Below are 12,428 nucleotides of genomic sequence, written 5' to 3'. Positions count from 1 at the left end.
GTTCAACAACCTACATTCTGACAGGTCCAGAGGACTTGTTCAGAGGTTCCTTAAAGACCGTGCTTATGGCATTGTCGAAACCTTGTTTCACGACCCGTACTACCAGCGCCACGTTGTGGGCGCGCCCCGCATTCTCAGCTTCGAAAACGGCGTGATCGAATCCGAGGCCAACTACGCGGTGTTCCGTACCAAGCTCGATGGCGAGTCCACAGTGTTTAACGTGGGCCGTTACCTGGATCGTATCGTTGTCACAGACAAGGGGCTAAAGTTCAAGTCGCGCGCTTGTATCTACGACTCCGAAATGATCCCCAACTCAATTATCTACCCCATTTGAGGTTCTTATGACGCAATGGATTGATGTGCTGGCGGCGGATGCCGTCCCGGAAGATGATGTGGTCGGTGTCGATGCCGGCGGCCGTGAAATCGCCATTTATGGTGTCGAGGGGGCTGTCTACGCGACTGACAATATCTGTAGTCATGGCCATGCGCGCTTGTGCGATGGCTTTCTGGAAGACTTCGAAATCGAATGCCCTTTGCATCAGGGGCGTTTCGATGTGCGTAACGGTAAAGCCATGTGCGAGCCTCTTACCGAAGATATCCGTTCATATCCGGTCAAAATCGAAAACGGCCGTGTGTGGGTTGAGCTTGCCGACTAAATAAACAGAAACGACATGGCGGTCACCATAAAAAATCATGACCGACCAGGAGGAGACATATGACAACACTGGTATTTTCCCAGCTGTTGAATGGGCTGCAATACGGCGTCCTGCTGTTTTTGCTGGCCGCCGGGCTGACGCTGGTGTTCGGCATCATGAGCTTCGTGAACCTTGCTCACGGGTCGCTCTATATGCTGGGCGCCTACTTTGCGGCACTCACATTCAAAAATACCGACTCCCTGACGCTGGCTTTTTTTGCGGCCATTTTCGGCAGCATTGCCGTAGGCGTTATTCTTGAGCGCCTGGCTGTATCAAGGCTTTACTCGCGAGACCACCTCGACCATGTGCTGGTGACTTTCGGCATGGTGCTCTTCTTCAACGAGATGGTGCAAATTCTCTGGGGCACACAACCGTATTTCTTGCCTGTCCCTGCGTGGCTCGATAGTACGGTCAGTATTTTCGGCATAAATTACCCCGCTTATCGCTTTGCCATTATCGTGGTTGGGCTTTTGGTGGCGGTAGGCGCTCACGCGGTTATTAACAAAACTCGTCTGGGTATGCTGATACGAGCCGGTTCTGTTAACCCCAAAATGGTTGGCGCTCTTGGCGTCAACATTAAGTTTCTGAACGCCTTGTTGTTTGGTTTGGGGGCGGCATTGGCGGGGCTGGCTGGCGTAATGGCCAGTCCAATCCTGTCGATTCAGTCCGGCATGGGCGATCCGGTACTTATCACGACGCTTGTCGTCATCGTTATTGGGGGTATTGGTTCGGTTAGCGGTGCTTTTTACGCCGCATTAATCGTCGGTGTTGTCGACACGCTCGGCCGTGCATTCTTACCCATGATTTTGCGCGAATTCATGGCGCGAGACATTGCCAATGCTGCAGGGCCCGCAATCGCCTCAATGCTTATTTATGTCCTGATGGCGGTTGTGCTTGCGCTTCGCCCACAAGGACTGTTCGGCGCCCGGAGATAACGATGACGCAAACAACACCATTCAAGTTAAGTACGCTGGTTCCCGTCGCAATTATTCTTTTGTTGGCGCTGGTGCCTTTTTGGGGTTATTTCACCGACAGCACTTTTTACGTCGCGTTCTATGCGCGTGTGCTTATTTACGCTATCGCAGTGGTTGCGCTAAACATCGCCTTAGGGTTTGGCGGGTTGGTCAGCCTTGGTCACGCGTTGTTTATGGGTATCGGTGCATACAGCGTCGCCATACCGTCGTTCTACGGCATTGACAGTGGCTGGGTGCATCTGTTCATTTGCCTTCTGGTCAGCGGTCTGTTGGGTTACATCACCGGCGCGATCAGTCTGCGCACTACAGGCATCGGGTTCATCATGATCACGCTGGCGTTTGCTCAGATGGGGTACTTCCTGTTTGTCAGTCTTAAGCAGTACGGGGGCGACGACGGCACAAGCATTGCCAATACCAGCAAAATGCTTGGGCTCGATTTTGGCGGTGTCTATACCGTTTACGGTGTGGCGTTTGTGCTGCTGGTGCTGTCAACCTGGTGGACGGCAAAGCTGCGTGTCTCGCCTTTTGGCATGGTCTTGCGTGGCGCACGCCAAAACATCCGTCGTGTTAACGCTATCGGTTTCCAGGCGCAGCAATATTTGTTGGTGTCTTACGTGCTGTCGGCAATGCTGTGCTCGGTGGCGGGGTTCTTGCTGGCCAATCTCAATGCCTTCGCGTCACCCACCACCTTATCCTGGATTATTTCAGGCGATCTGGTGGTTATGCTGGTACTGGGCGGCATTGGTACCGTATTTGGCCCGTTGTTAGGGGCACTTGCGTTCTTGGGTCTCGAAGAAGTGCTGAAAATGTTTACAACGCATTGGTTGGCCGTGTTTGGTCTGGCCATTGTTGTGATTGGCCTGGTGGGTAAGGCCGGTATCGTCGGTTTTCTCGACGCCATGGCGCTGCGTATCGGCAACCAGGGCAAGCGTGGTCCGCAGCCTGAAGGAGAGCGGGTATGAGCAAGCCGGCATTGCAAACGCAGGCGCTTATTAAGCGTTATGGTGGGCTTTTGGTCACCGACTCGGTGTCCATCGATGTCCGTGAAGGCGAGCTGCACGCCATTATTGGCCCGAACGGCGCAGGCAAAACAACACTAATCAACCAGCTGTCCGGAGAACTTTGGTCGGATGCGGGCGATGTTGTGTATGCGGGTCAGAAAATCACTGCATTACCTATTTACGATCGGGCTCGCCGAGGGGTGTTGCGTTCGTATCAGATCACCTCCATTTTCGAAGAGTTCACAGTGCTCGAGAACACGGTGCTCGCTGCCATGGGCGCTAAGTCCCACGCGTACTACTTTTGGCGTCCTATGTTGGGCCGGGCAGATCTCGTCAAAGCTGCCCGTCATGCGCTCGAGATCACCCGGCTGTCGCATCGGACCGATGTATTGGCAGCCGAGCTGGCTTATGGCGAACGTCGTCAATTGGAGCTAGCCATGGCTTTGGCGGCTAAGCCGCGGGTGTTGCTGCTTGACGAGCCGATGGCCGGTATGAGCCCGCAAGAGTCGACAAGTGTTATTGAGTTACTTAAGTCACTGAAGGGCTCGCATTCCATTTTGCTAATCGAGCATGACATGGAAGCCGTCTTTGCCTTGGCAGATCGGATTACGGTGTTAGTGTATGGCAAGGTGCTGTGCACCGGCACGCCCGACGAGATTCGTAACAATCCGGAAGTCAAAACGGTCTATTTGGGCGACGAGCACATCGGCTAGGAGAAAATATGTCTGCATTACTGCAAGTTAACGACATCCACGCCGCTTATGGCCGTGCCCAAGCGCTATTCGGGGTGTCTTTTGAAGTGCGCCAGGGCGAGGTTGTCACGCTGTTGGGGCGAAATGGCATGGGCCGCTCTACGGCCATCAAGTGTATTTTTGGGCTATTGCCTGTTAGTAAAGGGCAAATACAGTTTGTCGGGCAAGCAACCCACGCACTGCCGTCATACAGCATTGCCCGTCTAGGGAACCTCTGAACAAGTCCTCTGGACCTGTCAGAATGTAGGTTGTTGAACGAACCCCAATCAGGAAGCCCCCGATGAGCCAGTTGGGATTCTCCGACGCCGAGTTTGCCGGCAAGCGCAAGGTCACCCGCCGCGAGAAGTTTCTCGCCCAGATGGAACGGGCCGTTCCCTGGAAGGTTTTCGCCGATCTGGTCGAACCGCACTACCCGAAGCCGGGCAATGGCCGCAGGCCCTATCCGTTGGAAGTGATGCTGCGCATCCACTTCATGCAGCAGTGGTTCAATCTGTCGGACCCGGCCATGGAAGAGGCGCTGTATGACAGTACCTCGATACGCCACTTTGCCAAGCTCTCGCTGAGCCGTGGCAGTATTCCTGACGAGACGACGATCTTGAACTTCCGCCACCTGCTGGAGAAGCACGACATCGCGGCCGATGCGCTGGAGGCGGTCAATCTGCTGTTGGCCGACCAGGGCATCACGGTGCGCAAGGGCACGATCGTGGATGCCACGATCATCGAAGCGCCCAGTTCCACCAAGAATGCCACGGGTACCCGCGACCCCGAGATGCACCAGGCCAAGAAGGGCAATCAGTGGCACTTTGGCATGAAGGCGCATATCGGCGTGGACATGACGGGGCTGGTGCATACCGTGATCGGCACAGCGGCCAACATCAGCGATGTCACCCAGGCGCATGCGCTGCTGCATGGTGAGGAGGAACTGGTGCTGGGCGATGCGGGCTACCAGGGCGTCGAGAAGCGCGAGGAAAATCAAGGCTTGAAGGTACGGTGGCACATTGCCATGCGCCCTGGCAAGCGTCGGGCATTGGGCAAGGGCAATATGGGCCGGATGCTGGAATCTTATGAACGTGCCAAGGCGAGCCTGCGCTCTCGCGTGGAACATCCGTTCAGGGTGATCAAATGCCAGTTTGGCTTCACCAAGGTGCGCTACCGGGGCCTGGCCAAGAACACGGCGCAGTTGAAGATGCTGTTTACGTTGGCCAACCTGTGGAAGGTGCGCCATCATTTGATGGCCACGGCAGGATAGGTGCGCCCGAAATGGGAGCAGAGCGCCAAAAACGGGCCTGTCAGGGCGGAAATTGCTCCGATTCCGGCCTATTTTTGAGCAACTTTTCTGCATTATGAAAATTGGGGCGGTTGGACTGAAAATGCAAATTCTCAAAACGCCTTGTTCAGACCTTCCCTAGGGTTGGGGCTTGTCCCTGAAGGTCGTCAGGTGTTCCCCAATTTAACGGTCGAGGAAAACCTTGTCGCCACCGCACGTCCGCCGGTTAGCGGTGGGCAAGGGGTCGCGCCCTGGACGCTTGATCGCGTTTATCAGTTCTTTCCCCGTCTGAAAGAGCGGCGCACGAACTTCGGTGGTCAGTTATCGGGTGGCGAGCAGCAAATGCTGGCCATTGGTCGTGCGCTGATGACAAACCCGCGTTTGCTGGTGCTTGACGAAGCCACCGAGGGCCTGGCGCCCCTGATTCGCGCTGAAATCTGGGCCGCATTAACGGCCCTTAAGGCCGAGGGCATGTCGCAAATTGTGGTCGACAAGAACGTCGGGGCATTGCTTGGGTTTGCTGATCGCCATTATGTGCTTGAAAAGGGGCAAGTTGTGTGGTCGGGCACTTCAGGCGATTTAAGAAATGATCCGAAGGTAGTCAGCCAGTACTTGGGAGTTTGAGTGATGTAAGTTGTTGAGCTAAAAGGGTACAGCGTGTGATGAAAGACTTGAACTTACTATACGTCTTTGAGGCGATGTGGAGGGATCGCTCGGTTACTCTTGCCGCCGAAAGCCTGGGCTTGACTCAAGCGGCAGTTAGCAGTGCATTGAAGCGATTGCGTAATGAGCATGGGGATAAGTTGTTTACACAGGTAGGGCGACGCATGGAGCCTACGCCTTATGCGGTAAACGCAGCTCAGCCATTATTGACAGCGCTTGCAATGATACGTACCACTGCTAATGCGCATGTGCCCTTTTGTCCAGAGACTGCTCGTCGGCAGTTCACAATTAGAACGCGTGATATTGGCGAAGTAGTCTACTTTCCGAGAATTCTGCAGAAAATCGCTCTCCTTGCGCCAGGTGTTCGACTAAGGACAACGTTTTTACCGATAGATGAAACCGTCACTGGCCTTGCTAGTGGTCGCATAGATTTGGCGCTCGGGTTTTTGCCTTCGCTGGAAACCGCTATTCATCGTCGGGTGCTTTTTGAGCAACACTACGTTTGCGTGATGAGTGCCTGCCATCCTTTAGCAAACGAAGAGTTAACCTACGACTTGTTTCGTGCTCAAAACCATTTATTGGTTGAATACTCTGGCAGTGGGCATTTGGTGATTGAGCGTGCGTTGGTTGAGGCCGGGGCCCGCAATAACATTAAGCTTCGATTGCCCCAGTATTTGTCTGCGCCGCACTTTATAGTTTCGTCCGACCTGGTATGGTGCGCGCCTGCGGTACTGGCGGAGACATTATCAAATCATTACGATTTGGTCATCAAGCCAGTCCCGCTATCGTTGCCGCCATTCGAAATCGCGCTTTATTGGCATGATCGTTTCCATCGAGACCCTGCTAATCAGTGGCTGAGGGAATTAATAGCGAGTACTTATGGCGCTAGCCTTGTTGTGGACGGCTAGTCTACATAAAAGCTGTTAGTTGTTCGAGACGCCGTATTTTTCGTTGGCTTCGAATGTGGGAACTTGGGTCATAACAGTGTGCTTACGCGGATATTGAATGTTTGCGGACCTAAAAATAGGGGAAATCGCACCTTGTGATTCGCTCTTACCTCTGTGCGGACATAGAATTTCATTCTGGTAACGTATAAATCGCCTTTATAAGAAACTATTAGCTTAGGCGTCTTTGTTCGTACTCTGCGGCTGGTCATACTATTTGCGCGATTAGTCAAAATCGCATGACTTAGATCAAAACGCAAATTAAGGAGACAACAAATGCGCAGCTTCGCTCGGATGTTGGCAGGTCTTATTTTAAGCGGGGGAGTGCTCTCTTGCGGGGTTGCCTCAGCAGAAAAAGCACTCGAGGTTATTGTCTTTCCCGGAGGCTTCAATTGGCCCATCTGGGTGGCTCAAAACAAGGGATACTTCCAACAGCAAGGCGTTTCAGTCAACGTTACGCCAACGCCCAGTTCCTCGTACCAGCTCAGTAACTTAATTGACGGGAAATATGATATCGCCATGACTGCCATCGATAACTTGATAGCTTATCGAGAGGGGCAAGGTGAAGTCGACAAAGTAGGGACAGATCTTGTGGCCGTCATGGGTGCTGACCGCGGTTTTCTTAAGCTTGTTACGGTGCCTGAGGTCAAAACAGTCTCAGACTTGAAGGGGAGAACGTTATCCGTTGACGCTCGCAATACAGGGTATGCGCTTGTACTCTTTGAGCTGCTGGATCGGGCAGGGCTGAGAGAGCCCGATTTTCAAGTGGAGAGAGCTGGCGGTGTAATGCAGCGTTTCAAAGACTTAATGGATAAGAAGCATGCGGGCACTATGCTGATATCCCCTTTTGAGGTCCAGCCACTTGCTAATGGCTATAACGTTTTGGCGACAGCCTCTCAAGCTCTTGGAAGTTATCAAGGCTTAGTTGCGGGTACTCGGTTAAGTTGGGCTGAGGATAATCGCGAGAAATTGGTGGGTTACATTCGAGCTTATATAAATGGCGTAGAGTGGCTATACGACCCTGCCAACAAAGAAGAGGCAATCACGATTTATCAGTCCAACATGCGTAACGCTGACAAGCAGTCGGCTGAAACCGCCTATCGGATATTGCTGGACCCTGAGACAGGTATGCAGCGCAAGGCTCAGATTGAGATGGACGGCGTTGCTCAGGTATTGAGTTTACGTAGCAAGTGGGGCCGACCTCAAAAGACGCTAACTGATCCCAGCAAGTACTACGACAATCGTTTTTATCAATTGGCGACTCAGTAGCTAGATTTTGCAGGTTCGCATTATTTAAGCTACCTATTGTTACGTATCTTTATTGAGATGGCCCAGCGTATCGGCGATTAACGCTGGGTCATTGTCGAACTTATAAGCATTTGACGCCCTCTTGTTACTCTAAAGCATAAATCCTGTTAATACTTAACAATCAACGTCTGCGTATGGCTTGATGCGTTAAGACTGCATAAAATGAAAAAATAAGACTATTAAAGTAGGTCGGAGACATGGCACAAGAAATATCCGGGGTAGTGGGCATCATTGGCATCGGACAATTGGGCTCAGCAATTGCAAGCAATTTACTCGATATGGGCTATCGAGTCGTTGGGTATAGGAGAAATCGCAACGAAGCGCAGGCTTTTGTGGATGCCGGCGGCGAGCTGGTCGACACCCCGTCTCTGGTGGTACAGCAGGCAGACTTCATTTTTCTGTGTCTTCCGAATGAGTCCGCTTCAAATGCTGTCCTAGAGGGCGTCGGCGGCATTTTGCCCCTTTTGAAAGATGGGAAAACGGTAGTGGAAGTTGGAACCTATCGTAAGAGCTTCAAATTGATGCAGGCTGAAAAAATTCAAGCAACGGGGGCTAATATTCTTGAGGCGGAGCTGAGCGGTTCACCATCGTTGGTTTTAGCACGCAAAGCGTGCTTTTATGTCGGCGGTACCGATTCGGTTTATGAAAAGTGTGAGCCCTTGCTGCAAGCCATCACTGATAACCGTTTCTTTTTGGGCGCCTTCGGAACCGCGGTCTCTATGAAGTTGATTGCGAATTATTTAGTTACTGTGAATACGTTGGCTGCGGCCGAGGCAATGAACTTAGGTACTCGCGCAGGGTTTTCGCCAGACCTGCTGGCGCGGGTTTTGTCGGTAGGGGCAGGTGCATCCGCAATGATGAGCGTGCGTGCGCCAATTATGGCTAGCCGCAAGTTCGAGCCGGCCCCAGGTTCGTTTATCACCCTTGAAAAATATCTCGATCTTGGGCAAGAGCTCGTGTCAGAGCTGGGTTGTTCTGCGCCTTTATATGCTGCTGCGGTTCCGTATTTCAGGCGTGCTATTGAACAAGGTTTACAAAACGAGGATATCGCTGCAGTAATTAAGTTGCTCGAGGCCGAGTCTCAAGGCGACAAAATTTAGGAACGGAGGGATTCATGCTTGTTGAACAACGTACATATTGGTTGAAGCCAGGGTCAGTTTCGACATTTCTGAGTTTATATGAAGCAGAGGGCCTTGCTATCCAGGCAGGGGCGCTTGGAAGGCTGTTGGGTTATTACTTTTCCGAGACCGGCGATTTGAACCGTGTGATTCAGTTGTGGGGTTTTGATTCGTTTGAGGATCGTACGCGTCGTAAGGCGATACTTTCTGGCAATCCGCAATGGAAGAGTTTTGTCGGCAGAGCGGGCTCAATGATAGAGCGCCAATCGACAGAGCTATTAACTCCCGCACCATTTTCACCCGTCAGCTAAAGGTAGTCTTTTATGATTCGTTCACTTTTGCATGTTGGTATTCTCGTCCCCGACTTAGAGGTTGGGAGGGCGTTCTATGAATTGTTTGGCTTGGAAGCGCGGGCGGTGGGTAACGATTTGGTGTTTCGTTGCCCAGGGCGAGACCAAGACCAAATTCGATTAATTCAAGGCGCTAAAAAAAGGTTGGCCTATGTTTCTTTGGGCACGAACGGTCCAGGTATGGCGACATTAATGTCTCGCCTTAATGCGGCAGGAGTCGCGTTAAGTAGTAACCCACCGTTTGATGTTGGATTAGACGGAGTTTGGTTTCAAGACCCGCACGGGGACTGGCTTAATGTTCGGGTTGCCGAGCCGGCACCTTGCGTTAGTCCGCTGCCCCCTGAAATTAATGCGCATGGGCGCTATCGTCGCATTGGTGAGCGTGCTTGCGACGTCTCTACCCGAAGTAAAAAGGCAGTGCCTTTACGGTTAGGCCATCTAATTAAGTTCAGTCCCGACGTTGACAGGTCAGTTGACTTCTACACCCAGCTATTGGGAATGAAGGTGTCTGATCGGGCGTTCGACATTTTGGCGTTTTTGCGCGGGGCGGCTGGCGGAGATCATCACATGATTGCATTCGCAAAAAGCTCGCATACCGGCTTGCATCATATGAGTTTCGAAGTCTCGGATCTTGATCAGATAGAAATAGGCGCGCAGACGTTGTTACGCGCTGGATACAAAGACGGTTTTGGCCTTGGGCGTCACATAGGTGGGTCGAACTACTTCCATTACATTCGAGATCCTTGGGGAAGTTTGGTTGAGTACTTTTGGGATATTGACGTGATTCCCGAAGATGACAGCGGTTGGGTTCCTTTGAACGTGGGACCTGAGGAAATCACTGCGGTATGGGCTGCTATGCCCCCGCCTGATGATTTCGTACTTAACTTCGAGGAGCCTGATTGATATGGAAGTCTCCGAGGGCGCTCAAAGACTGTTGGCCCAGATGCTGAATAAGTCGTTTTATGTGGTTATTCGTACTCCGGCCGATTTGTCAAAATTTCAAGGGCTTCTAGAGGCTCATCTGCAGTGGGCAATTAGCGCTGAGAAACGCGGAGAGCTATTCGCGTCAGGGCCTTTTGTTTCCGAGCAGGCCGGTGTGCCGGGGGCTGCGGGAGGGATGTCAATTATCAGGGCCTCGACCCTGGAGGCTGCTCATCAAATTTTGTCCGAGGACCCTTTCATTAAAAATGGGGTTTACATACCCGAGATCAAGAAGTGGCTACTAATGGAGGGCGGGATGACCGTGACCATGCGCTTCTCTGACCAAGCACACATCCTACGATAAGGCGGTACTCAAATGAAATATCAGGTGTTCACTTACTGTGGACCCGGGGGCTTGTTGCGCCCAGGAATCAGGGTTCTCGATACGCATTACGACCTTCAAGGGCTGGTTTTGCATGGCAATGTAAGTTGGTCGATGGTAGACGACTTATTGTTAGACTGGGGCTCGGCCCATGAGCGCCTGAGTGCATTAGCCGAGGCAATCGCCTGTGATGCAGATATGTTTTCCGATCATGTTTTGGATGGCGCAGTGCGGTTTTCGGCACCTTTGACTCGTTGTGGTGTTATTTATGCCGCTGGCGCAAATTATCGCGACCATGTCGAGGCAATGGCCCAGGCTATGGGTATGACGCTTGTTCTTGACCCTAAAAAAGAGGGGGTTCCTCCTTGGCATTTTATTAAATCAGGCCAATCTGTGTTGTCGGCGCATCAAGAAGGGGTTGAGTTTCCTGCCCATTCCAAAATGTTGGATTGGGAGGCCGAGTTGGCCGTGGTAATTGGTCGTCGGGCGTCCCGCGTCTCAGTGTCTGAGGCGCTGAGTTACGTCGCCGGATACACATGTGCCAATGATCTGTCTGCTCGGGACAATCTAAAGCGTGAAGGGGTAGATGTTAGCTCCCCTTTTCGTTTTGATTGGATTGGCCATAAGTGTTTTCGCGGCGCTTGCCCTCTGGGGCCATACCTTACTCCAGCTGAATTCGTTACCTCGCCTGAGGACTTGATATAAATTTCAGGCGATTTCGAAATACGAGTCCTATGGCGTACCTGCGCCTCCACCGATTGACGCAGGCTAGAAAGATGCTCGAATCGACGCAAGCTCGCGCTTCCGTCACGGAGGTGGCTGGAGAATGCGCACTGCATCACCTGGGGCGTTTCTCTCAAGAGTACCGACTCGAGTTTGGGGAACTACCCTCGCAGACCATCGAGCGAGTCAATCGAGCCCACCTCAAGTGATCCGATAAGCTTGCTTGACGGTAGCTACGAATGCTTGCCATCAGAACTGCAACCTTTCTGACTCTTTTGCATCTGTGACGGCGGGCTGGGCGATGAAGGCTGGGCTACGAACTCGTAGCTTGCGACCGCAACGCGATCCCTGTCCAGCGTGACGATCGGACCTTGCGAACTCAAACGTGGTTGAGCGAATAACCATTTGCCTCAGTCCTTCGCGGATCGCCGCACGTGTTCCACGAACCTTGCCAGGATGGGCGGCTGTTTCTCCTTGCGGAAGATGCAGCTGATGGGCACCTTGACCCGTGTCCCGACGATCCGCGCGAACGCGATATCCGGCCAACGGATCGCTGCGACAGACGCAGGGACGATGCTCGACGCCGCACCGGCCATGGTCAGGGCGAGCGCGGCCGTGGCGTCCTCCACGACTCGGGCGATGCGGGGCTCGATACCCGCGTGCTTGAACAGGCCGATCACCTCATCGGCGAAGCTCGGCCGGCCGCCGCGCGGAAACAGTGTGAGTTCCACCGCGCGCAGGTCCGCGAGCTTGCAGGTCTTGCCGAACTTCCCCGACTGGGAGCGGTGCACCGCGAGGTAGAGATCCTCTTGCGCGATGTTGACGATCTCGATCCCGGGATGCCGGGGAAAGAAGCGGCTGAAGCCCACGTGGATGGTCCCCGCGAGCAGGCCCTCCACCTGCTCGTCCTTGGTCATGTGCGTGAGGGATACCGTCGCCGTAGGCGTGGACGTAAGGAAAGCGCGCAGCAAAAGGGGCAGGCTGCGGTAGATGGGCGTTCCGAAATACGCCACGCTCAACTCGCCCACGTCGCCCCGCGCGGCGGCGCGGGAGCGATCACCCGAACGGCCTGCCAACTCCAGGATGCGGCGCGCATCCTCCAGGAAAGCGTGACCTGCGGCGGTGAGTTCGATCCCGCGGTGGCTTCGCTCCAGAAGCACGACGCCCAAGTCCGCTTCCAGGGCTTGCATCTGCCGCGTGATGGGGGGCTGTGAGACGTGCAGGCGCTTGGCTGCTGCAGCCATGTTCCCTGCTTCCGCGACGGCGATGAAATACTTGAGCTGCCGGAATTCCATGGCGCGCTTTCCGAGTTGGTGATGTGCCTATATTA

General features: G+C 53.4%; 15 protein-coding genes and 2 pseudogenes. 16 read left to right on the top strand and 1 reads right to left on the bottom strand.

Annotated elements, in window-relative coordinates:
- Positions 1-40 precede the first annotated feature (40 nt).
- From AXYL_RS32530 to AXYL_RS35490, 16 genes and pseudogenes are all read left to right on the top strand, one after another.
- A pseudogene (locus tag AXYL_RS32530) lies at positions 41-334 on the top strand (salicylate hydroxylase); the annotation flags it as partial.
- 7 nt (positions 335-341) lie between these two features.
- Positions 342-656 carry a non-heme iron oxygenase ferredoxin subunit gene (locus AXYL_RS32525; protein WP_011255166.1) on the top strand — a complete coding sequence of 105 codons (315 nt, stop codon included), beginning with the start codon at positions 342-344 and terminating at the stop codon, positions 654-656.
- A gap of 59 nt (positions 657-715) precedes the next feature.
- Entirely contained in the window at positions 716-1,630 is a 915-nt protein-coding gene (locus tag AXYL_RS32520) for a branched-chain amino acid ABC transporter permease (protein WP_013397089.1), read from the top strand.
- A gap of 2 nt (positions 1,631-1,632) precedes the next feature.
- Positions 1,633-2,631: a branched-chain amino acid ABC transporter permease gene (locus tag AXYL_RS32515; RefSeq protein WP_011255164.1), complete on the top strand. Its 999-nt coding sequence runs from the start codon at positions 1,633-1,635 to the stop codon at positions 2,629-2,631.
- On the top strand, positions 2,628-3,383 hold the full coding sequence (locus tag AXYL_RS32510; RefSeq protein WP_013397088.1) for an ABC transporter ATP-binding protein: 756 nt from the start codon (positions 2,628-2,630) through the stop codon (positions 3,381-3,383). The genes AXYL_RS32515 and AXYL_RS32510 overlap by 4 nt, the downstream gene beginning before the upstream one ends.
- Before the next feature lie 8 nt (positions 3,384-3,391).
- A complete protein-coding gene (locus AXYL_RS34590; RefSeq protein ID WP_080551153.1) occupies positions 3,392-3,640 on the top strand; it encodes an ATP-binding cassette domain-containing protein in 249 nt (82 codons plus the stop codon).
- Positions 3,641-3,702: 62 nt separating this feature from the next.
- Positions 3,703-4,671, top strand: a complete 969-nt coding sequence (locus AXYL_RS32505; RefSeq protein ID WP_011255161.1) for an IS5 family transposase — start codon at positions 3,703-3,705, stop codon at positions 4,669-4,671.
- 156 nt (positions 4,672-4,827) lie between these two features.
- Positions 4,828-5,313: pseudogene (locus AXYL_RS32500) on the top strand (ABC transporter ATP-binding protein); the annotation flags it as partial.
- A 38-nt stretch (positions 5,314-5,351) separates the two neighbouring features.
- On the top strand, positions 5,352-6,260 hold the full coding sequence (locus AXYL_RS34585) for a LysR family transcriptional regulator (protein WP_011255160.1): 909 nt from the start codon (positions 5,352-5,354) through the stop codon (positions 6,258-6,260).
- A 312-nt stretch (positions 6,261-6,572) separates the two neighbouring features.
- Positions 6,573-7,565 carry an ABC transporter substrate-binding protein gene (locus AXYL_RS32495; protein ID WP_011489361.1) on the top strand — a complete coding sequence of 331 codons (993 nt, stop codon included), beginning with the start codon at positions 6,573-6,575 and terminating at the stop codon, positions 7,563-7,565.
- 236 nt (positions 7,566-7,801) lie between these two features.
- Positions 7,802-8,704: an NAD(P)-dependent oxidoreductase gene (locus AXYL_RS32490; protein ID WP_011489362.1), complete on the top strand. Its 903-nt coding sequence runs from the start codon at positions 7,802-7,804 to the stop codon at positions 8,702-8,704.
- Positions 8,705-8,718: 14 nt separating this feature from the next.
- Entirely contained in the window at positions 8,719-9,033 is a 315-nt protein-coding gene (locus tag AXYL_RS34580; protein ID WP_011489363.1) for an NIPSNAP family protein, read from the top strand.
- 12 nt (positions 9,034-9,045) lie between these two features.
- Positions 9,046-9,975 carry a VOC family protein gene (locus AXYL_RS34575; RefSeq protein ID WP_011255156.1) on the top strand — a complete coding sequence of 310 codons (930 nt, stop codon included), beginning with the start codon at positions 9,046-9,048 and terminating at the stop codon, positions 9,973-9,975.
- A 1-nt stretch (position 9,976) separates the two neighbouring features.
- Positions 9,977-10,357 carry a YciI family protein gene (locus AXYL_RS32485; protein ID WP_011255155.1) on the top strand — a complete coding sequence of 127 codons (381 nt, stop codon included), beginning with the start codon at positions 9,977-9,979 and terminating at the stop codon, positions 10,355-10,357.
- A gap of 12 nt (positions 10,358-10,369) precedes the next feature.
- Positions 10,370-11,080 carry a fumarylacetoacetate hydrolase family protein gene (locus AXYL_RS34570; protein WP_013397086.1) on the top strand — a complete coding sequence of 237 codons (711 nt, stop codon included), beginning with the start codon at positions 10,370-10,372 and terminating at the stop codon, positions 11,078-11,080.
- Positions 11,077-11,307, top strand: a complete 231-nt coding sequence (locus AXYL_RS35490) for a helix-turn-helix domain-containing protein (RefSeq protein WP_375538800.1) — start codon at positions 11,077-11,079, stop codon at positions 11,305-11,307. Before AXYL_RS34570 ends, AXYL_RS35490 begins: the two co-directional genes overlap by 4 nt.
- Before the next feature lie 201 nt (positions 11,308-11,508).
- Here the strand turns inward: AXYL_RS35490 and AXYL_RS32480 are convergent, their stop codons facing one another.
- The gene (locus AXYL_RS32480) at positions 11,509-12,393 is read right to left on the bottom strand and encodes a LysR substrate-binding domain-containing protein (protein ID WP_011255153.1); all 885 of its coding nucleotides are present in this window, start codon (positions 12,391-12,393) and stop codon (positions 11,509-11,511) included.
- Positions 12,394-12,428: the final 35 nt, after the last annotated feature.

The organism is Achromobacter xylosoxidans A8 (assembly GCF_000165835.1).
Lineage (GTDB): Bacteria > Pseudomonadota > Gammaproteobacteria > Burkholderiales > Burkholderiaceae_B > Achromobacter > Achromobacter xylosoxidans_B.
Note: the sequence above shows the minus strand (reverse complement) of the source record. Positions and strands in the feature narration are given on the sequence as shown.

Bases quoted from the DNA above. Each gene is read 5' to 3' on its own strand.
- AXYL_RS32525 (WP_011255166.1), top strand. From the start codon at position 342: ATGACGCAATGGATTGATGTGCTGGCGGCGGATGCCGTCCCGGAAGAT.
- AXYL_RS32520 (WP_013397089.1), top strand. From the start codon at position 716: ATGACAACACTGGTATTTTCCCAGCTGTTGAATGGGCTGCAATACGGC.
- AXYL_RS32515 (WP_011255164.1), top strand. From the start codon at position 1,633: ATGACGCAAACAACACCATTCAAGTTAAGTACGCTGGTTCCCGTCGCA.
- AXYL_RS32510 (WP_013397088.1), top strand. From the start codon at position 2,628: ATGAGCAAGCCGGCATTGCAAACGCAGGCGCTTATTAAGCGTTATGGT.
- AXYL_RS34590 (WP_080551153.1), top strand. From the start codon at position 3,392: ATGTCTGCATTACTGCAAGTTAACGACATCCACGCCGCTTATGGCCGT.
- AXYL_RS32505 (WP_011255161.1), top strand. From the start codon at position 3,703: ATGAGCCAGTTGGGATTCTCCGACGCCGAGTTTGCCGGCAAGCGCAAG.
- AXYL_RS34585 (WP_011255160.1), top strand. From the start codon at position 5,352: ATGAAAGACTTGAACTTACTATACGTCTTTGAGGCGATGTGGAGGGAT.
- AXYL_RS32495 (WP_011489361.1), top strand. From the start codon at position 6,573: ATGCGCAGCTTCGCTCGGATGTTGGCAGGTCTTATTTTAAGCGGGGGA.
- AXYL_RS32490 (WP_011489362.1), top strand. From the start codon at position 7,802: ATGGCACAAGAAATATCCGGGGTAGTGGGCATCATTGGCATCGGACAA.
- AXYL_RS34580 (WP_011489363.1), top strand. From the start codon at position 8,719: ATGCTTGTTGAACAACGTACATATTGGTTGAAGCCAGGGTCAGTTTCG.
- AXYL_RS34575 (WP_011255156.1), top strand. From the start codon at position 9,046: ATGATTCGTTCACTTTTGCATGTTGGTATTCTCGTCCCCGACTTAGAG.
- AXYL_RS32485 (WP_011255155.1), top strand. From the start codon at position 9,977: ATGGAAGTCTCCGAGGGCGCTCAAAGACTGTTGGCCCAGATGCTGAAT.
- AXYL_RS34570 (WP_013397086.1), top strand. From the start codon at position 10,370: ATGAAATATCAGGTGTTCACTTACTGTGGACCCGGGGGCTTGTTGCGC.
- AXYL_RS32480 (WP_011255153.1), bottom strand. From the start codon at position 12,393: ATGGAATTCCGGCAGCTCAAGTATTTCATCGCCGTCGCGGAAGCAGGG.